The organism is Campylobacter sp. CNRCH_2016_3089 (genome assembly GCF_025772505.1).
Taxonomy (GTDB): Bacteria; Campylobacterota; Campylobacteria; order Campylobacterales; family Campylobacteraceae; genus Campylobacter_D; species Campylobacter_D lari_D.
The window spans coordinates 111,873-132,633 of the sequence record NZ_JAKMSF010000002.1; the positions used below are offsets into that span (position 1 = coordinate 111,873).

The following is a 20,761-nucleotide window of genomic DNA, read 5'->3' on the forward strand; positions in this document are numbered from 1 at the left end:
AATTTATAATATCGGAGCAATTATAGAACTTTTATTCTTAAAAAAAATAAAAATTTATAAATTTTTTTTAATATTTCTTAAATAAAAAGATAAAATTAGTCCTAATAAAAACATTATAATACTTAAAATTTGGCCCATACTCATACCAAAAGCAACAAAGCCTATACCAAAGTCAGGCTCTCTATAAAACTCACAAACAAAACGCGCTAAAGCATAAAAAATTGTATAATAAGCAATAAGCTCTCCATTGTATTTTTTATATTTTTTTATCAATAATAAAATGATAAAAACTATAAAACCTTCTAAAAATGCTTCATAAAGTTGCGAAGGATGACGCAATACCCCATCTACATAAATACCCCAAGGTACATCCGTAGCTCTACCAAATAGCTCTTGATTTAAAAAATTTCCAATACGCCCAAAAATATAACCACATGGCACACTAATAGCAACCAAATCTAAATATTTCCATAAATTTTGTTTATTTTTTTTACAAAAAGCATAAGTTGCTATTAAAAATCCTATAACAGCACCATGGTAACTCATACCTCTAATTCCTACAAATTCTCCATTATAAAAAGGATTAAAAATTTGCCAAGGATGTGTAAGATACCATAAAGTATTTGCATCATAAATTAAAATATAACCCAATCTTGCACCTAAAATTACACCAATTTCCACCCATATAAAATAACTATCAAGCATAGCTTTTGAAATTCCCATATTGTCTTTAATAGCATAGTATTTTGCAACCATTAAAGCAACAAGTAAGGCTAATACATACATAATACCATACCAATGCACTTTTAAACCAAAAATTTCAAAAGCCACTACATCAAAATTTGCATAAATATTTTGCCAAAATTCCATAAAAAAGCCTTTATAATAAAACACATAATATAGCAAAAAATTGTATAATTATAAAAATAACAAGGAGAGAAAATGAAAAAAATATTATTATTTTTTAGCATAATTTTATTTTTAAGTGCTTGCACTGGTAATCAAAAAACTTATTATATTTCTATGCCAAGTTTTAAAAGTTCTTTTGAAGAACATAACAATACAAAAGAAAATAGCCCAAAAGTTAAAATCAATGAAATAGAAATTATTAAAAATACTTTTTATAGTTCTTATTTTGAACAATCTACCCTAAATCAAAGAATCAATAAAAGCCTAGAATTACTAAAAAAACAGCTATTTAAAGATAGTAAAGCACTATTAGAAAGTAAAGGATATACTATAGATAATGAAAATCCTGATTATGTTTTTAATATTACCATCAGTGCTAACTTATATGAGGATAAAGTTACAAGAAATTCAAGTCTTGGAGGCGATAGTGTAGAATCTTCTTTTATGATTATTTTAGAAGCTCAAAGTCATTTAAATAATTTGCATCAAGAAGATACCTTCCAAAGCACAACAAGCTCTGCAAAATTAAATGATCCTATTATTTTAAACTATCCTATAAAAGGTCAAGCAAGTATAGAAAGTTTTAGACAAGTTTATAGTGCTGTCCCAACCCAAGTAAATGAAAGTCTTGCGGCTAGTGCTTTGGAAATTGATAAAGTTTTTATTGCTTTTTACAAAGAAATCACTTCTAGTTTAAAAACCAATATAAAAGAAATCAAGGAAGAGTCAAAAGCACAAGAAAATTTAGAAGCTCAAGATATAAAACAAGATAGTAAAAAGGAAGAAAAAATCTCTCCTTATCAAAATAATGAAGTAATTATTTTTGAATAGCTAAAGCATGAAACACTTTGATTCTAAATTTAAGATCAATGTGTTTTTCTTCTGATTTAAATTCAACAGGCGTACTTATTTCTATTAAATTTTTATATCTTTGTAAATCATTTAAAAAAGAATAAAAAGCTTGTGGATTTTTCATCTTTACGCTAACTCCAAATTGATATTTTAAATATTCTTGTCTTTTTTTAATAGGAATAAGATTTATTTTGACATCATCAAAATAATTTTTCATAAAATCCATTAATTCTTTTTGAGAAAATTCCGCATTGATTTGAGCTAAATTTTGCGCGTTTGTACTTTGAAAATCTCTAATAACCTTTTCCAAAGCTTGTAATTCATTTAATGCTTTGGTGTTTTGAATTTGTTGAGCAGCTAATCTGGAATGTTCGATTTTATAATCCTTCAAAAAAGGTACAATTAAGAATAAAATCAATATTGCACAAAGTGCAACAAATGAAAAAGAATAAATCAATATCTTTAATATATCAGCTTCTTCTAAGCTCTTATCTTTTTTGTTCATACATTTCCTCTGGTATAGTAATATTTACACTAACAAAGCGATACCACCCATTTTCTAATTGATAATAGCTTGTTTGAGAATTTGAAAAAATACTTCTTAATGGGGCTTCTAACAACAAGGCAAACATTTCTTTAGTGGGTGTAATACCTCTTAAAATAAGCGACCTATCTTCCATTAAAACCTCATCTAAAGATATATTTTTAGGCACTAAAGTAAAAAGGTTTTGAATACTTTTTAATAAAACTTTATTTTTACCATTCTCTCGTTCTTGTTCTAAATCCCCTAAAATCATTTCTGCTTTATTATTTTGTCTTACTAATTCTTGATATTTAAGTTTATTGGAATTAATTTGAGCTATGATTTGAGCCAATTCTTTTTTCTTATCATCAAGTTGCACAGATGCATAGTAGCTTTTAAAAACAACAACAATAAACACCACAAAAATCAAAGACACACTAATACTAGTAAAATAAATCCAAATTCTAGTAAAAAGATTAAAAACTGGTTTTATCTTCGGCTTTATTAAACTATATCTCATAGCTTCAAATCCTTAACTACAAGCTCATTCATCAAATTTAAAGTATCTATAAGCTCTACTTTTGGCTTTATAAAAAGCTCATTTTCTAAATAATCTAGCGAGGTTGCACTAAAACTTTCCTCATCAAAAATTACAATTTCTTCTAAAAAACTATTATCATACAAAGGATTATGATAAAATTCTTTTACACTTGAAATGATGTATTCTATCATTTTCATATCTGAACTAAAATTTTCTAAAGATTCCATAGGAAGCTGCTCTTCATTCTCATCTAAATCTTCAAGCTTATCAAGTTCTTTACTCATCTCTTCTAAACTTTTTAAATCATAATTTTGTTCATTTTCTTCTTCTTGGCTTTCATCATCAATTTGCAAATCAAATTCTTCTTTAATGTCATCAAAAAAATCAACTTCGTCATAATTTTGACTAGCTATATTAAAATAACTTCCAAATAATATAATCTCATTTTTACAAATTAACATCGCAACAAAATCATGATATCTATACACATAAAGGCCTATTTTTTCTTCAAAACCTCTATTTGCTATACAATGATAAAGCAAAGAAAAAGGTGAGTAAAGCAAATCTAAACCACCAAAAGCCTCATAATCTTCTTTGTAAGAACTCAAAGATTGATTGGAAACATACAACAAAGCATTATTAAAAGGAATACATTTAACATTATTTGCTTCTACTCCAAAATTAGAAAGCTCTTTAAAATTTGGACTTGGCACTACACCTTGAGCAATAGGTGTAAAAAAAGTACAAATATAATAAATTTGAAAGTCTTTACTTAAATTTTTAACATATTCTATTGCTTTTTCTTTATCTTCAAAACTTTTTTCAAAAGTATCAACTGGTTGAGATTTTTTCCAAGTATGACATCTTATAATGTATTGTTTTTCATCATAACAAATACAAATTAAAAGCTGTAAAATATACTTTCTAAAAAAAGATAACATGGTGTTTATCCTTTATCTATTTGATTTATCATATCAAATTTTTCTTTTATCAATACTTTAGCTTCTTCTAAATTCAAATTTTGTATTTTGATTTCTTCACTTAATCTATAAGTAATCTTAGAAAAAGGCTTAGGTAAGATCATTTTATCCCAACTTTTAAATTCCCAAAAAGAACTTGCTTCATAATTTAGCAAAAAAAGTGGAGCATTTTTTTTTAAAGCTATCATCACAGAACCATCTGAAACACTATGATAAGGTCCTCTTGGCCCATCTGGAGTGATAATCACATCATCGCCTTGATCTAAAATTTTAAAAGATTGTTTCAATAAAGCCAAAGCACCTTTGCTTGTGCTACCTCTTAAAGTATCTAAACCAAAAAAAGCAATATTTCTAGCAATGATCTCCCCATCTTTATGGTGTGAAATCATCACATAAGCTTTTTTTCCTTTAATACCCATTTTACGATAAGCAAAAGGCATTAAAGCAAGACGCCCATGCCAAAAAAGTATCACACATGATCTTTTTGGAAGCTTTTGCCCTAAATAAACCTTTCTACAAGTTAAAAAAATTAGCCATTGTAATAAAAAAATTCCAAAAGCTAAAAGATTAATCTTAAAGGATTTCGCCATTTAACACCATACGCCTAGGATTGGTGATTTTTACTTTTTTCATTTGTCCTAATAACTCTTCACTGCCTTTAACTTGAATCAAAAAATTATTATCACTTCTACCTGCTACAAAACCTTCACTTCTTAATTCTTCAAATAAAACTTCAAATTCTTTATCTTTTTGTTTTACAACAATTTCATCTAAAATTTCTGTATGTCTTGCTTGTAAAACACTCAAGCGTTTTGAAGCTATATCATCAGGAATTTGATTTGGCATAGTTGCAGCTTTAGTTAATGGTCTTTTAGAGTATTTAAAAGAAAACATTTGCTCAAATCGCACTTTTTCAAGCACATCCATGGTATCTTCAAAGTCTTTATCACTCTCACCTGGAAAAGCCACAATCACATCAGTAGAAATACTCACATCTTTACACATAGAACGAAGTTTCAATGCTCTATCTAAATACCACTCTTTAGTATAACCGCGTTTCATAGCCTTTAAAATTTCACTTGAACCACTTTGCAAAGGCATATGCATAGACTTACAAACTTTAGGATTTTTAGAAAAAACCTCTAAAAATCTATCATCCATATGCAATGGATGTGGGCTTGTAAAGCGGATACGCTCTAAACCTTCAATTTCACTTAACTTTTCCAAAAGATCTGAAAAATTAATCTTTTCATGTGCATTAGAAAATCTTTTGCCGTAATTGTTAACATTTTGTCCTAGCAAAAAAATCTCTTTAGCACCCTTAGAAACAGCTTTTAATGCTTCATTTTTAATAATCTCAAAAGGTATAGAAATCTCATCTCCTCTTGTGTGAGGCACTATACAATAAGTACAATGCTTATCACAACCTATGGAGATGTTAATATAGGTCTTATAAAGGCTATTTCTAAAATCTGCAAAAGCATAATTACTCTCATCAAAATCTATATCATTACCTAAAAATTTTGGAGTATTTACGGCCTTTGTGATTTTAGAAACATTTCTAGCACCCAAAACAAAATCCACATTAGGAGCACGCTTGAAAATCTCATCTCCCAAATGTGAAGCAGTGCAACCACAAACTCCTATTTTAGCTCCATTTTTTTTGATTTTTTCAAAACTTCCAACTTCTGAAAAAAGTTTATGCACAGGCTTTTCACGTACCGAGCAAGTATTGATTAAAATCAAATCTGCTTCTTTTGCATCTTGAGTTAATTCATAATTTTCTTTTTCTTTAAGTTCAGCTATCATGTGCTCTGAATCACGCACATTCATAGCACAACCTAAAGTTTGTATAAAAAGTTTTTTACTCAAAGAATATGTACCTCATACATAAAATCTGCATCATCTAAACCATATTTGATTGTTCTATGATAAACACATTTTCCTTTTTTTTCAAAATGCTCTACCAAAGCGATTAATTGCTTATGGGCATTATCTTTATCGAAATAGAAAAATTTTTGACCTTCTTTATCCACAGCCTTTTCAATACTTTCTAAACTTATACTTTTTGGCTTTTCATCAACAGAGGTTCTTGCTATTTTTAAGTCCATATCATCATCCTCAAGTTTTTTTAATCTGAAATTATAGCAAATTTTACTTTTAATTAAACTTATTAAAGATATAATTTTATTCTTCAAACTTTTAAAATCCAAAATTAAGGTTGTATTGTCATTATGGAAAAAATCACAGATATAATTGAATCCATTGCTAATGAGAAAAATTTACAAATAGAAGATGTAAGAGAAAGAGTTAAAAAAGCACTTATTAATACTGCTAAGAAAATTTATGGCGATAAATATGAATTTTTTGTTGATTCGGGTAAAAATTTGCAACTTTATCAAAAAATCATCGTAGTAGCTGATAATGATGAAAGATTAGAAAATGAAAATGAGCATTTTATCGCTTTAAGTAAAGCAAGGTCTGAAGCTAAAGATGTAGAAATTGGCGATGAGCTAACTTATGAATGTTCTTTGGAAAATTTAGGCCGTACTGCTGTAAATATCTTACATAAAGAATTAGAATATAACATTCAAAAACTCTTAGAAGAAAAAATCTATGAAAAATACCAAAAAATGGTAGGACATATGGTTTTTGGTAGCGTAGTAAGAGTAGATAGTGAAGAAAATACCTATGTAGAAATTGATGAGTTTCGTGCATATTTACCTAGAAAAAATCGTATCAAAGGTGAAAAATTTAAAGTAGGCGATGTGATTAAAGCTGTTATTAGACATGTATATATTGATAAATCGGGTATGAGAATGGAACTTAGTAGAACTAGCCCTAAATTTCTAGAAGCTTTATTAAAAGCTGAAGTTCCTGAAATCAAAGATGGCCTTATAAATATTTATGCAAGTGCAAGAATTCCAGGCGAGAGAGCAAAAATCATCTTGCAAGCTAATAGCCCGAGTGTTGATGCAGTAGGAGCAACTGTGGGTATAAAAGGAGTTAGAATCAATGCTGTAAGCAAAGAATTAAAAAATGAAAATATTGACTGCATTGAGTATTCTAATGAAATGGCAATTTTAATCACAAGAAGCCTAGCTCCAGCCATTATAAACTCAGTTAGTATCGAAGATAAAAAAGCTATTGTAACGCTAAATAGCGAACAAAAAAGCAAAGCCATAGGAAAAAGTGGTATTAATATACGCCTAGCTAGCATGCTTCTTGGATATGAGATAGAACTTAATGAAGTAAATAATGAAGATAAAACTAATAACCAAGAAGAAGCGTTTAAAAACCTTAAAGCTTTATTTGGAGAAAATTAAAGCTGCTTACCGACAGTTTGCTCGGTAAGCTTTCTTTCTAAAACTAAATCCACTATAGGTTGTTCTCTTTTATTTGCCTTTTGGCAGTGATTTTTGTCAAAAAAATCTGTGATTTTGATAACTATTTTAGCCCATCTTTTATCGCGTTCTCTCCAAGCATGGGATGATAAAGACTCCCAAGCATAACCATTAAACAAAGTAGCATTGACAAAATGATCAAGCGCTCTCACACCTTGTCTAACCCTAGCAGGATTACCAAAAGTACCCACTATAACAATAAAAAGATAACTAATCACCGCTAAAGGAACGATAGCGCAAAGTAGTATAGTTCCTGCTAATTTTTCTTTCATTTTTGCCTTTTTATAAATCTTATATTCATACCATTTGCTGATCTTATAGTTAGTCTTCCTACTATATCAGGTACAAATTTTTCTTCTAATTCTAACTTATAAGTCCTTAAAATATTAGCTAAAATCAAAATAGCCTCTTGCATAGCAAAACCCTGCCCTATACACACACGCTCTCCCATACCAAAAGGCATATAAGTGTCTTTTTTAATCTTGCTTTTATCTTCATGGCGACTTGGATCAAACTCATGTGGATTTTCCCAAAAACTATCATGTCTATGAATAAGCCATGGAGCTACCACTACACCTGAACCTTTTTTAATAAGCTTATCTCTCATTTTGTTATCATTTCTTGCTTCTCTAGCAAAAAAGCCAACTGGTGGATAAAGTCTTAAACTTTCTTTAAACACATTTGTAAGATATTTCGTTGCTCTAATATGTTCTATTTTAAACTCTTCATCACCCGCAACTTGCATGATTTCTTCATAGGCTTTTTGTTGCTCATTTGGAGAAATACTTAAAATATATAGCGTCCAAGTTAGCGAGCTTGCAGTGGTTTCATGGCCTGCTAAGAAAAGCATGGCAACTTGGTCTAAAATTTCATTAAAAGAAAATCTCTCATTAGTATCTGCATCTACCACCATAAGCAATGATGATAAAATATCTTCATATTTTCCTTGATCATTTAGAGCATTATCATATCTTGGCTTTATAATATCTGATAAAACTTTGCGTATAACTCCACCTGCTTTAAGTCTTTTTTTCTCGCCCAAAAGATTTGAAAGCCAAGTTGGGAAACGAAACATTCTTCGCATAGCTGTTTTAACTGTTTCTTCTTGCACAGTTACAAAAGCATCTAAAACAAGTTTACCTTTTTGCTCATCAAGTTTTGATGACATGATAGTTCTAAAAATCACATCTGCAGTCACAAAAGTCATAGCTTCATCTACCTCTATAATCGCTTTATCTTCATACCTTGCAAATCTTGCCATCATATCAGAAGCTGCTTCACTCATCAAATTAAAAACCTTAGAAATCCTTGTCATTTCAAAAGAAGGTCTTAAAAGTTCTCTTTGCTTTTCCCATACTCTATCATTAGTTGTAAAAATACTTATGCCCAAAAGTGGCTCTAAAAGCTCATGTAAAAGTTGGCTTTTTGGATATTCTCTAACCTCATCTACCATGATACGTCTAACTTCTTTTGGATCATTTACTACATATAGATCAAATCCGGGCATTTTTACTCTACCCATCATCATTTTATAGCTTCGCTCATAAAGTCCATCAAGCCAAGATCTTCTTTTTAGTAAAAAAGTAGTTAACGTAGAAGCTTTATTTTTATAAGGCTTTGGATGAAAAGGACACTGACCCATTTTTTTCCTCCTATTTGATTTTTTCTTCTAATTTATTTTTACCTATAATAAATTCAAAAAAGTTATATACTCCTTGAATTTGTGTGGCAAATAAATATAAAAAATGTGCTTTATATTTGTCTTTTTTGATTTTTTTATAATCTTTGTTTTTATATAAGGTATGAAATTTAGCCGAAAGGTATTTTGGACTAAATTGTGCTTTCACTCCGCTTGTGCGTATAAAATCAACTTGTGCAAAACAAGCCCCATCAATAATAGAAGTAAAATCATACCATATTAAATTCTTACTTCCTAAATACTCTAAGTCTTTTCTAAACTCAAAAGATCTTTTTTGATAGCTTACCAAAGGTATACACTCACCTAAAGTTAAAACCTTTAAATTTTCAAAAGATATATTTTCATCTTCACATTTTCTAAGCACTTTTGCTAAAACATTTATACAAAGCACCGTTCCTACGCTATGTGCGCTTAAGATAAGTTCGTAATTTTTGTCATTTGCATTTTCTTTTAGTTTTTCAAAGATAACCCTAGCAAAATCATCCATTCTTAATTCAAGTTCACCTTGAGAATTTTTCTCCCAGTTTGCACAAAAAGAACAAATTCTAGCTATCCAAAAAACAGCTAATTTCTTGCCTAATTTATAAAGCATTTTTGGTAAAAACACTAATGATAAAATAAAGGCTAAAATTCCCAAAACAATATGAAAATTTTGCAAATATAACAAACTTCCAAAGGCACAAAATAAAGTAAAAATCAAACTCAAAAGCACATAAAAAAATGGATAATAACCTGTGATAAGTTGGTGCGGGGATTCTTTACCGAATTTTAAAAAAAGTCCTGTGATGGTATAAATTCTAAAAAAACTATAACAATCACTCAAGGCATCTTTTATACCCTCTGACCAGTTTTTTTTGACTATATCATTCCAGCTTAAAAAGGTGTAAGAAGTACTTGTATGTGGGGTTTGAATTTGCCAAAAAGGATAAATATTAACTTGAGCTTTTGATAAAGTATAATCATAATTTAAAAGTATATTCTGCTCAGCTAAATTTTTTTTAAACATAGCATAATAATGCCTATATCCTCTAGGATCATAACCAGCTATATAAAAAACATCTCTTTTTTGGCATATTTTTTTCATCAACATCCTAAGTAAATTTAATACTGAATTTAAAAATATAGCTAAAGTTGTTATCTTTGTCAAATACCTATTTAAAGATAAAATGAGGGGTTTTTACTCTGAAATTATTCATTAAAAAATATTTTATAAAATAAATAAAAATTAAAAAAAATCAAGAAAGAACTTATGGATGTAATCTTACTAGGTGGTAGCAATAGTGTAGTTAAAAATGGTCTTAGGATAGGTCTTGAAAATAAAGACATTACATTACATAATTACGCTTTAGGGCTTAGTACTTCTTTGCAAAATCTTTATGAGTTAATACGCCATGAAAATACTATAAATAAAAGTGATTTTCTCATCAGTGAATCAAATATCAATGATTATTTAAGCCCTATGAGTTTAAATATTATACTTAGAAATATTGATTATTTTTATGAAGAACTTTACAAAGCAAACAAAATTACTATAGTGCTTATACTCCCCATACCAGCTTGTAATGATAAATCAAAAGCTATCAATGAAGCTCATAGGAAAAATTGTGCTCATTATGGTTTTAATCTAATCGATGTAGATCTTTACTACCAAAAAAATAATCTTTATGATTTTGATCAAAACTATAAATTCCACCCTATGCCACTAGCTATGCAAGAGCTTGGAAAAAACATCATTAAAAATTTACACAGCTTTAAAAAATCTAAAGAAAATATCATTTGCTCAAAAAGAAAATATCATATCTTTGCACCTTCAAATTTAACCAAGATAGAGCATAAAAACTCATTTTTTTGTGAAAAAACTGCAAAGATTAAAGCTAATGAAAAAATCATTTTTCCAAAAGAGTTCAAAAATTATCAAATCTTAGGCATACACACTTGGAATCACGCCAATTTATCAACCCATGCTATATCATCTATAAGCATTGAAAACTCATCTTTTAAATTAGTAAAAAATTTTGGACTTATCAATACTTTTCAAGATATACAAAATGAAAAAGCAATTTGTGATGAGCAAACCTTTTTGTATGTTAATACACAAATTATCAAGCAAAGCGAGGAAAGTTCGGGCTTAAGCATAGCAAATGAAAAAACACCAAGACTTGATTATGTGGACTTAATAGGAATTTTATTTTTAGAAAATGATAATAATAAAAAAATTGAATGTAAAAATTATCTTACAAATGCTTATGAGCTTTTGATACCACCTATAGCATTTTACAAAGAATTAGCACTAGAATACCATGAACTAAAAAAAACTTGATATGCAAACATTTTTACAAAGTCAAAATCATAATCTTTTGCGTTTTTTAAATCATAAAGGCTTAAAAAATGAATATGAGATGTTTATCCACCAAAACAATAAACTTTATGGAGCTAGCTTAAGGATAAAAGAAAGACTAAGCTATAAGCTTGGGGAAGCTATCATGAAAAATAGTAAAAGTTATTTGGATTGCTTTAAAATACCCTTTGAACTAAGAAAAGTCAAAAAAGAGCATTTTAAAAATCAAAAAGATCAAAAAAATCTACCACCGCTAAAAGCCTATGCAGACTACAAACACGCTCAAATAGCCAAAACACACTTGCCTTATCTTTTAGGTAATGCGCTTTTGCAAGCTTCAAGAACTCCCTTTAAAATAGGCTATTTAAGCTTACCTTTTAAACTAAAAAAAATTGCAAAAAACTATAAAAAGAAAATTTAATCTAAACTAGTATTTTTGAAAAAATTCCCATTGACTTGGGTTTTATATATCACATAATTTCTAAATTTAGCGTGCAAAACAGCATCAGGCTTATATGCCCTGCATTCTTTCCAAAAAGTATGCAAGCTTTTTTGATAAGTCAAACCTTCAACATCATAAAAGGCTTTTCCCATAACTTTTAAAGGGCTATTGTGATATAAAGCAGAAAGCCCTACTGTGCTATTTATGACTATAGTACCCCTTGCATTGATTAAGAGCGTAGGTAAGTGTAAGTCATGTACATATAAAATTCTGCCCTCAACATTGTATTTTAAACTCAAATCTTCTATAAGCTTAGTATAGTCCCTATAGCCACGATCCATAGGATGGTGCTTAAAAACTAGATAAGACTTTGCTTTAGCATGATTAGCAAAAGAGATGATCACTTCTTCTATAAATTTTTCTGTAGTTTTTTTATAATGATGGGAGAGTTGAGTATCATTATGCACTTGCAAAATAGCTAAAAAATACTTTTGTTTTAGGGAAAGAATTTTTTCATTTAAACTTTTTTCTGTGATTTTGTATTTGTTTTTTCTATATATTGAGCAAAGCCAAGGTAAAAAGTCAAATAATTTTAAACTTCTATGGTGTAAAGAATTATTAAAATACCAAGAAAATAAAAAAGCAAAAAGCCAGTATAAAAATGAAGAAAAGGCCATATTTTTAAAAGTGCTTGAGAAAGTTTTAAATTTAAAATCTTTATCAAATTTTTTCTGACTTAGATAAAATTCTTTTTCTCTTGGTAAAGTGGAGTTTGCATTTACTCCATCCTTTTCAAAAGTAATGAAGTTTGGTCTTATATAACCTTCTTCAAAAATCCATACTTCAATACCCATTTGCTTAGCAACATTAATGGCTATCTCATGCACTTTTCTACAATCATTATACATAATGATAACTTGAATTTGTTTTTCTTCAAAAAGCTTTTTATAAAAGTCTTCAAGCTCGGCTAAGCTTTTAGTATAGTTAATGCTTTTAAAAGGATAAAAGAAAAAATCTCCACCATTAAAATTTACTTTATAAACCTTAGCTTTTGGAATTTTTGTAGCAATTTTACGAAAAAACCCTCCCACAGGTCCTTGGAGTAATAAAACATTTTTACCAGAAAATTTTTTAAACTTTTTACTTAAATTCATCTAATCAAAATAAATTCTACTAATCTTCTTATTTTTCTTAATATATAAATTCTTATATCCATAAACCAACGCAAATAAAATTTAGAAAAATAATCTTTTTGCATTTTTAACATTATATCTAATGCAAGCTCAACTTCACATAAATTTTTACTTTTTGGATGGATGTATCTTGGATAAAGGATCAAAACCCCAGCAACAAGCTCTTCTAAGCTAAGCGCTCTTGTGCGTCTTGGAATTTTATGTAAATCGCTTGTCAAACCCCAACCTGCATAAAAAGGCTTACCATACACCACTACTTTTTTGCCACGCAAAAGAGCATCAAAACCGCTTGTAGAGGTTATAGTGTGGACTTCATCACTCGCATTGATAGCACTATCTATACTGACATTTTCTATAATCTCATCGCAATATTTTAAAATAATACTTTTATCTTTTAAACCTTTGCGGTTACCACTTAATACATCAGGGTGAGGTTTAAAAACTAAGAAGGCGTTTTCATTGGCCCTTCTCACACTTTGTAAAAGTTTTAAAGTATCATAACCTGCACCACCTAAGATCATAGAAGCATCATCTTCTACTTGAGCAGGGATTAAAATGATTTTTTTATCGGTATTAAAATTTAGCTTTTCATGTTTTAAGCCATTATATTTTGAAAATTTATTTTGTGTGATCATAGTGATTAATTTTTTGGCTCTTTGTTTTAAACTCTCATCAAATTCATGATTTTGTAAAATATCTTCTAAATCACTTGGTTTGCTTGGATCTACATACAAACCTTTACAATCTACTATCAAAGAAAAAGGGCGTGTGAGATCTGAGCCCAAAAAAACAGAGCGCAAAAAGCCATCTTCTACTAGAAAAATTTCATTATTAAAATCTTTGGCTAGTAAAGTTTTATCATACTTTTTACCCCAAATAAAAATTTTATCTTCAGGTTTTAAATTCGCTTTATAAAGCCCATCAAGTGAGTTTAAAAAAATGATTTTATTGTTTTTGGCTTTGAAAAATGGCTTCATAAACCAACGCTTCCACAAAGTAAAACCTAAAAAATACAATTTATTTGAATTAGCTTGTTCTATCTTTTTATACTTTGCTAGAGTATAAATAGTATCAAAAATATCACTTTTTTGGTTTAAATAAGGGTTAAAATACTCACTATACAAAATATAAGCAGCATAAAAAACCTCTTCTAAAGTTCTTTTTTTAAGTCTTCTTTTGCACATTTGTTTATCTTGAGTTAAACCCCAACCTGCATAAAAAGGCACGCCATAACACACGCATTCTCGCCCTAACATCAAAGCTTCAAAACCCATACCAGAAGTTTTAGTATAAATTTTATCAAAATAAGATAAAAGCTCTATGGGATTATAATTTTCTTTTATAATTACACACTTACTTGGCAAATCTTGTGCATTAAAATCACTTTGTTTTTTACCACTTAATACATCAGGATGAATTTTAATGTATATTTTAGCATTTGGATTTTCTTTGATAGCTTCATTTATGATATCTTGAGTTGAAAAATTATCAGCTAAGCCAAATTTAAGAGAAGCATCATTTGCTACTTGAGTGATGATTAGAACGCGTTCTTCGTTTGTGCTAAAAAGCTCTTTTGGCAAACAAAGACTATTATTATACTTACTAAGTTTTTCTTTTTTTATAAGTTCTATGGCTTTTTTTGCTTGCTTTAATTCTTCTGGGCTAAACTCATAAGTGTTTAAAATATTTTCAAGTTTAGAAGGTGCAGTCGCATCGTAATAAATTCCTATATTATCTTTGACGATAGAAAAACTCGGACTATTTTCTACACCTAAATTTAGCGAGCGTAAAAAGCCATCTTCTAAAAGTAAAAATTTTGCATTGTGCTTTTTAGCTAGTTCTATAGCTTTTAAACCTGACTTTTTCCTACCCCAACCTACAAAAACATCTTCTTTTGTGATATTTTTATAAAAATGATATAAAGTAATCTTGTAAAAATTTTTTACATTTTCTTTTAATCTTTTAGATGTGGCATAAAATTTCATAATCCCTCTTTAATTATAAAGAAAGATTATATCAAATTTTTCTATTTCTAAATTCTCTCTTCAACTTCCCAATTTCAAACAATATCTTAACATACCCACCCTTATACCAAGTTTTATTAGCTTGTATAAGAGCCTCTCCTAGTTTATAAGAAAGATGATTTTTAAGTTTTAATGCTTCTTTATAATCAGGGTAGCTTTCTAATGGAGGTAGTTTTAAAGAAGGATCTTTTTTTATTTTTTCTTGATAGATTTTTTGTTCTTGTTTGTGTGAAATTATTATACTTAATAATGTCATAGGCATTATTAAGTAACCTAATATAGATTTAGAATTTAATATCATAGCTTGACCTAGTTTATAAGAGAGTTGATTTTGAATTCTTGTTTTGGCTGTACCGTATTTAGTTTGGAAGGATAATTGATTATTTAATAACTGAATTTGAGTTAAATTATCTTGAATGGTTTGTTCTTTAAGTTTTATATTTTGATTTAAATTTTGAATTTGAGTTAAATTATCTTGAATGGTTTGTTCTTTAAGTTTTATATTTTGATTTAAATTTTGAATTTGAGTTAAATGCTTCGATCTTAAATTTTCTAGCACATCATTCTTATATTCTATTTTATTTTGCAGTATATTTAAGATAGCATTATCAGAAATATTAAAATATTTTTTATCCTCTAAATCATAATCAAAAATCTCAAAATCATTCTTATAAATTTCTCTTACTATTTTATATGTTTCATAGTTATAATAGTCTTTATAGTCACAGTGCTTACTTTTATTTACATGCACAAGACTATCTTTTCTATTAAGAATATTTAAAATTTTTTTAAAATCACTATTTAATTGTTCAAATTTTCCAATAAAATTTACTAAAATATTCATATTTTCATCACACAAATATTTATTTTGAAAATAAAAATGATTTTTGCGCAATATGTTTTGTCTAAATTCATCATCTTGTAATTTTAAAACAAACTCTTTAAATTCTAAATCTCTAATATTCAATTTACCCCATTTTATATCAAGGGGATCTGGACTATCATTTTTTAAATAATGATATGCTGAAACCACTCTATCATAAGGATTTCTCACAAAACCAAAAGAGAAATAACTCTCGAATTTAGCTCTATCAAGCTTTACATAATCACTTGCTTTTACATGTCCCACAAGCCATCTATCTGTTTGATATATCACTCTTTCTATACTACTACCAGCAACCTTTGGAACATGAATAAAAATACATTTATACTTATCATGAAAATCTTTAAACATCGCGCTCTCTTCCATTTAAAAATCTCAAAATCATATCCACATTCTCATTAAGATCTTCTTTTGTTATGTGTATATGTGGGTTTTTAGGTTTTTCATAAGGACTATCTATACCTGTGAAATTTTTAATTTCTCCATTTCTTGCTTTTTTATAAAGTCCTTTAGGATCTCTTTTTTCACAAATTTCCAAAGGTGTATCAACAAATATTTCTATATATTCATCATCATCTAAAAGATCTTTTATAAGCTTTCTATCTTTTTCAAAAGGCGATATAAAAGCGCAAAGTACTATCATACCAGCATCTACAAAAAGCTTACATACTTCTCCTATACGCCTTATGTTTTCTACTCTTGAAACCTCATCAAAATCCAAATCTTTATTAAGTCCATGACGCACATTATCTCCATCTAAAAGATAAGTATGAAAACCTTGTTCAAAAAGTTTTTTTTCAACTGCATTAGCCAAAGTAGATTTACCACTACCACTAAGCCCACTAAACCATAAAACACATGGTTTTTGATTTTTAAGTTTAGCTCTTTGAGTTTTTGTAATGCTACTTGTATGCCAAGTTAAATTTTTACTCATTTTTTTCCTTAAAAACTAAAAAATACCGGAGTTATAGTTAAAACAATAGCTGAATAAGTCAAAGAAACTATCCATCCTATTTTTATAAAATCAGTAGTTTTATATCCACAAATTGAACCTACCATCAAGTGAGTTTGATAACCATGTGGCATTAAAAAAGCACAACTTGCCCCATAAGCAACCGCTAATATAAACGGAGTTGGATTAACTTCAAGCGCTAAAGCAGTACTATAAGCGATAGGAAAAGCCAAAGCTGCGGCAGCGTTATTGGTAATGATTTCAGTTAAAAGCAAAGTTAGAAGATAAATTCCCACAAAACTACCATATAATCCATATACCCCAAAAGTTCCTATAATAAACTCAGCCAAATCTTTAGCTAAACCACTATCAACTAAAACTTTAGTAATGGCTAAAGAAGATCCTACTATGATAAAAATTTCCAAAGGAAAGCGTCTTTTTACTTCATCAAAACTTATGATTTTAAATATAAACAAGCAAGCTAGAAACACTAGCAACGCTTTAAGCAAAGACACTAACTCCAAAGCAGATAAAGCAATGATGGCTAAAAACGCAAAAATCACTATAAAACTTTGAATATTACTTAACTTTTGATTTTGCATAATATTTGAGATAATGTAAAAGTTTTTATTGATATTATCTCTTGAGTGAAAGTCCTTACCCACACTTAAAATAAGCCTATCTCCAACTTGTAATAAACTTTGGCCAATTTTTGAAATATTTTTTGAGCCTCTTTTTAGAGCCACAATCCCTGCATCGAATTTAGCTCTAAAGTTTGCCTCCTTAACACTTTTTCCTATCAAGTTTGACTCAGAATTTATAACAACATCTACTAAATTTAATGTTTCTAATTTCAAATCTTGTGAGCCAATTTGCAAGCCATCAATTTTTTTTAAAACCTCTAAATGTGTAATATCTCCACTAAAAATTAACTCATCTCCTTCTTTGATAAGCTCATTATGACTAACAGGGGCAATAAGCTCATCTTTTCTTTGAATTTCAAGTAAAAACAAAAACTCTAAATTTCTTAAGCCATTTTCTTGTATAGTTTTCCCCACTAATGAGCTATTGTTTAAAACCTTAGCATTGATTAAATACTCATTAATGACTTTTTCTCTTTCTTTATACTCAGGCAGTAAAAAGCTAAAAATCAAAAGTACTATAAGTACACCAATACTTATACAAAAACCCACTGCAAAAAAATCAAAAATCTTTAAACTTTCCAAACCATTTTGCACTACAAAAGAATTGACTATCAAATTAGTTGAAGTGCCTATCAAAGTCATAGTTCCACCAACTATGGAAAAATATGAAAGAGGGATGAGTAGTTTAGAAGGAACTTGAAATTTGTTATTTTTTATAATACTCATAAAACTTGCCACTACTGCAGTATTATTTAAAAAAGCTGAAATACTAGCTGTAACAACTCCAAGCTTTAAAAGCGATAAATGATAATTTTTACCTATGATGAATTTAGAACACCAACTTATCACAACGCTTTTTTCTATAGCCAGTGAAACTAACAAAAGCAAAATAAGCACAATCAAAGATTCGCTCGTATAAGAGCTAAGCCAAGTGTTCAAATTTAAATACCCCAAAAGATAATAAAACACAGCTAGACTACCAAATAAAATAAAAGGTTTAATTTTATTACTAATTAACAAAATAAGCAAGATTAAAATACTTAATGCAACAATAATTTTCATATTTTTTTACATCCCCACTCAGGATAGTTTTTTCTAATGTAAGCATTAAGTTCTATTTCTGCTTGAGTGTAAATTCTACTCTTTTCTTCGCTTGCTAAAATTTCTTCTACCATACCCGCTGCTAAGGTTTCATTAGAGTATTTATCTATAATGATAAAGCTTCCTAAAGTTTTATTGTCCTTATAAGCTTTAAGGGCTGTTTTTTTATTAAGCTTTAAGGTGCATTTAGCAATATCATTGAGTTTTAATTCGCTACTTTGAAATTCTTTGAAAGTATTAATGTCTTTTTTAAAATCAATTTTTTCAAATACTACATTAGTAGTTAAATTTGCTATTTTGATAAGATAGTTTTCATTTAAATTAAACTTAACCTCACTCATCCATATTACCATAGCTTTAAAAGAATTTGAAATTTCTATACTATGATTTTTAGAAGCTATTACATCGCCTCTTGAAATGTCTATCTCATCTTCTAAAGTTAAAGTTATAGCACTTGGAAAGCTAGCATTTTTAGCACTTTGAACATTTTCATTTTTACCAAGTGCATTTAGGTTTTTAATATCAGGCGTGATAATTTGTTTTACTTTACTTGTTTTTAAAGAAGGTAAAATCACAACTTTGTCTTTAACATTTATACTACCGCTAGCAATATTTCCACAAAAACCTCTAAAATTTAAGTGAGGGCGATTGACATATTGCACACTCATGATAAACTCATCACTTAAACTAGTAGCAATAGGCAAAGTATCTAAAAGCTCAGATAAGGTTTTTCCATTATACCAAGGCATATTAATACTTTTAGAAGCTATGTTGTCTCCATCTAATGCACATATAGGAACAAAGTGGGTTTTAATATGTTCATGATTTTTTAAGCATGGTAGAATTTCTTGATAATTTTTGCAGATTGTATTAAAAATTTCTTGATTATAATCAATCAAATCCATTTTATTCACAGCAATAATAAATTGTTTTATACCAAGCAAACTCGCTATATAAGAATGTCTTTTAGTTTGAGTTAAAACCCCTTTTCTAGCATCTATAAGTATGATAGCAATATCAGCTGTACTAGCACCTGTTGCCATGTTTCTAGTGTATTGCTCATGGCCTGGAGTATCTGCTATGATGAATTTTCTTTTTTCACTTGTGAAAAATCTATATGCTACATCTATGGTTATACCTTGCTCTCTCTCGCTTGCAAGACCATCTACCAAAAGCGCAAAATCAAGCTTTTCCCCTGCATTGCCAAGCTTTTTGCTATCTTTTTCTAAAGATAAAATTTGATCTTCAAAAAGCATTTTTGCATCATAAAGCATTCTACCTATAAGGGTAGATTTGCCATCATCTACACTACCACAAGTGATAAATCTACAAAGCTCTTTATTTTCATGTTCTTTTAGGTATTTTTCTACATTCGTTTTCATTAAAAATACCCCTCTTTTTTCTTTTTTCCATACTTGCTTCTTCATCAGTGTCTATAAGCCTACCTTGTCTTTCACTTGTTTTAGAAAGTAAAAGTTCTTCGATGATTTCTAAAACATTGCTAGCGCTTGAATTTATAGCTCCTGTTAGCGGATAGCAACCTAGGGTTCTAAAACGAACTAATTCTTCTTTAGCATTTTTAGCAAGTTCTTTTGGCATATGCTCATCATCAACTAAAATTTTAGCCCCCATGTACTCCACAACCGGTCGCTTTTTAGCAAAATAAAGACTTGGCAAAGGAATATTTTCTTTGTAAATATACTGCCATATATCAAGCTCAGTCCAATTACTCAGCGGGAAAACTCTTATGGATTCACCTTTTTTATGACGACCATTGTAGATATCCCATAATTCCGGGCGTTGATTTTTTGGATCCCATGAGTGATTTTCATCACGGAAAGAATAAATTCTTTCCTTTGCACGCGATTTTTCCTCATCTCTTCTTGCACCACCAAATACCGCATCAAACTGATATAAATCAAGCATTTGTTTTAAACCTTGTGTTTTAGCAATATCTGTATGCATGGATGAACCATGTGTAAATGGAGAAAGATTTAATTCTTTGATTTTAGGATTTTGATAGACTATAAGCTCCATACCAAGCTCTTTAGCGCGTTTGTCTCTAAATTCTATCATCTCTTTAAATTTCCATGTGGTATCTACATGCACCAAAGGAAGTGGTGGTAAACTTGGATAAAATGCTTTTTGTAAAAGATGAAGCATAACCGAGCTATCTTTACCTATACTATAAAGCATAGCTGGTTTTTCAAACTCAGCTATTACTTCACGGATAATATGAATAGACTCTGATTCTAAATACTCTAAATGGGTCAAAT

At 29.0% G+C, this 20,761-nt stretch carries 21 protein-coding genes; 4 read left to right on the forward strand and 17 right to left on the reverse strand.

Annotated features, from left to right (window positions below):
* Positions 1-54: 54 nt before the first annotated feature.
* On the reverse strand, positions 55-870 hold the full coding sequence (gene lgt, locus L8W69_RS01755; protein ID WP_133319437.1) for a prolipoprotein diacylglyceryl transferase: 816 nt from the start codon (positions 868-870) through the stop codon (positions 55-57).
* Positions 871-942: 72 nt separating this feature from the next.
* Here lgt and L8W69_RS01760 point away from each other — a divergent pair, with 72 nt between their 5' ends.
* Positions 943-1,740, forward strand: coding sequence for a membrane lipoprotein lipid attachment site-containing protein (locus tag L8W69_RS01760; RefSeq protein WP_220701584.1), 798 nt, complete (start codon positions 943-945; stop codon positions 1,738-1,740).
* Here the strand turns inward: L8W69_RS01760 and L8W69_RS01765 are convergent.
* From L8W69_RS01765 to L8W69_RS01790, 6 genes are read right to left on the reverse strand one after another with little or no spacing between them, the layout of a single operon-like run.
* Positions 1,727-2,266, reverse strand: coding sequence for a hypothetical protein (locus L8W69_RS01765; protein WP_070255897.1), 540 nt, complete (start codon positions 2,264-2,266; stop codon positions 1,727-1,729). The genes L8W69_RS01760 and L8W69_RS01765 overlap by 14 nt on opposite strands.
* Complete coding sequence (locus L8W69_RS01770) at positions 2,250-2,804, reverse strand: hypothetical protein (RefSeq protein WP_220566268.1); 555 nt, start codon at positions 2,802-2,804, stop codon at positions 2,250-2,252. Before L8W69_RS01770 ends, L8W69_RS01765 begins: the two co-directional genes overlap by 17 nt.
* Entirely contained in the window at positions 2,801-3,766 is a 966-nt protein-coding gene (locus L8W69_RS01775) for a hypothetical protein (RefSeq protein ID WP_220701583.1), read from the reverse strand. The genes L8W69_RS01770 and L8W69_RS01775 overlap by 4 nt, the downstream gene beginning before the upstream one ends.
* 5 nt (positions 3,767-3,771) lie before the next feature.
* Positions 3,772-4,395: a lysophospholipid acyltransferase family protein gene (locus L8W69_RS01780; RefSeq protein ID WP_220566267.1), complete on the reverse strand. Its 624-nt coding sequence runs from the start codon at positions 4,393-4,395 to the stop codon at positions 3,772-3,774.
* Complete coding sequence (miaB, locus tag L8W69_RS01785) at positions 4,379-5,677, reverse strand: tRNA (N6-isopentenyl adenosine(37)-C2)-methylthiotransferase MiaB (protein WP_133319442.1); 1,299 nt, start codon at positions 5,675-5,677, stop codon at positions 4,379-4,381. Before miaB ends, L8W69_RS01780 begins: the two co-directional genes overlap by 17 nt.
* The gene (locus L8W69_RS01790) at positions 5,674-5,916 is read right to left on the reverse strand and encodes an HP0268 family nuclease (protein WP_070255886.1); all 243 of its coding nucleotides are present in this window, start codon (positions 5,914-5,916) and stop codon (positions 5,674-5,676) included. Before L8W69_RS01790 ends, miaB begins: the two co-directional genes overlap by 4 nt.
* A gap of 123 nt (positions 5,917-6,039) precedes the next feature.
* Here L8W69_RS01790 and nusA point away from each other — a divergent pair, with 123 nt between their 5' ends.
* Positions 6,040-7,131, forward strand: coding sequence for a transcription termination factor NusA (gene nusA, locus L8W69_RS01795; RefSeq protein ID WP_070255882.1), 1,092 nt, complete (start codon positions 6,040-6,042; stop codon positions 7,129-7,131).
* Here the strand turns inward: nusA and L8W69_RS01800 are convergent.
* Genes L8W69_RS01800 through L8W69_RS01810 form a run of 3 tightly spaced genes read right to left on the reverse strand, consistent with a single transcriptional unit; the run spans position 7,128 to position 9,992 of the window.
* Positions 7,128-7,481 carry a membrane protein gene (locus L8W69_RS01800; RefSeq protein WP_039627957.1) on the reverse strand — a complete coding sequence of 118 codons (354 nt, stop codon included), beginning with the start codon at positions 7,479-7,481 and terminating at the stop codon, positions 7,128-7,130. The two genes, nusA and L8W69_RS01800, sit on opposite strands and share 4 nt — an antisense overlap.
* Positions 7,478-8,851 (reverse strand): cytochrome P450, encoded by a 1,374-nt coding sequence (locus L8W69_RS01805; RefSeq protein ID WP_263666284.1) that lies wholly within the window; start codon positions 8,849-8,851, stop codon positions 7,478-7,480. Before L8W69_RS01805 ends, L8W69_RS01800 begins: the two co-directional genes overlap by 4 nt.
* 10 nt (positions 8,852-8,861) lie before the next feature.
* A complete protein-coding gene (locus L8W69_RS01810; protein ID WP_263666285.1) occupies positions 8,862-9,992 on the reverse strand; it encodes a DUF829 domain-containing protein in 1,131 nt (376 codons plus the stop codon).
* Between the two features lie 165 nt (positions 9,993-10,157).
* Between L8W69_RS01810 and L8W69_RS01815 the strand changes: the two genes are divergently transcribed.
* A complete protein-coding gene (locus L8W69_RS01815) occupies positions 10,158-11,228 on the forward strand; it encodes an SGNH/GDSL hydrolase family protein (protein ID WP_263666286.1) in 1,071 nt (356 codons plus the stop codon).
* A gap of 1 nt (position 11,229) precedes the next feature.
* Entirely contained in the window at positions 11,230-11,667 is a 438-nt protein-coding gene (locus tag L8W69_RS01820; protein WP_263666287.1) for a hypothetical protein, read from the forward strand.
* On the opposite strand, the gene L8W69_RS01825 is transcribed toward L8W69_RS01820, so the two are convergent.
* Genes L8W69_RS01825 through cysD form a run of 7 tightly spaced genes read right to left on the reverse strand, consistent with a single transcriptional unit; the run spans position 11,664 to position 20,759 of the window.
* Entirely contained in the window at positions 11,664-12,842 is a 1,179-nt protein-coding gene (locus L8W69_RS01825) for a capsule biosynthesis protein (protein ID WP_263666288.1), read from the reverse strand. The two genes, L8W69_RS01820 and L8W69_RS01825, sit on opposite strands and share 4 nt — an antisense overlap.
* Positions 12,839-14,866 (reverse strand): capsular polysaccharide biosynthesis protein, encoded by a 2,028-nt coding sequence (locus L8W69_RS01830; protein WP_263666289.1) that lies wholly within the window; start codon positions 14,864-14,866, stop codon positions 12,839-12,841. The genes L8W69_RS01825 and L8W69_RS01830 overlap by 4 nt, the downstream gene beginning before the upstream one ends.
* Positions 14,867-14,897: 31 nt before the next feature.
* Positions 14,898-16,154, reverse strand: a complete 1,257-nt coding sequence (locus tag L8W69_RS01835; protein ID WP_263666290.1) for a sulfotransferase family 2 domain-containing protein — start codon at positions 16,152-16,154, stop codon at positions 14,898-14,900.
* Positions 16,132-16,722, reverse strand: coding sequence for an adenylyl-sulfate kinase (gene cysC / locus L8W69_RS01840; RefSeq protein WP_263666291.1), 591 nt, complete (start codon positions 16,720-16,722; stop codon positions 16,132-16,134). Before cysC ends, L8W69_RS01835 begins: the two co-directional genes overlap by 23 nt.
* Before the next feature lie 8 nt (positions 16,723-16,730).
* Complete coding sequence (locus L8W69_RS01845; RefSeq protein ID WP_263666292.1) at positions 16,731-18,446, reverse strand: SLC13 family permease; 1,716 nt, start codon at positions 18,444-18,446, stop codon at positions 16,731-16,733.
* Positions 18,443-19,867, reverse strand: coding sequence for a sulfate adenylyltransferase subunit CysN (cysN, locus tag L8W69_RS01850; RefSeq protein ID WP_263666293.1), 1,425 nt, complete (start codon positions 19,865-19,867; stop codon positions 18,443-18,445). Before cysN ends, L8W69_RS01845 begins: the two co-directional genes overlap by 4 nt.
* Positions 19,830-20,759 carry a sulfate adenylyltransferase subunit CysD gene (gene cysD / locus L8W69_RS01855; RefSeq protein ID WP_263666294.1) on the reverse strand — a complete coding sequence of 310 codons (930 nt, stop codon included), beginning with the start codon at positions 20,757-20,759 and terminating at the stop codon, positions 19,830-19,832. The genes cysN and cysD overlap by 38 nt, the downstream gene beginning before the upstream one ends.
* Positions 20,760-20,761 lie beyond the last annotated feature (2 nt).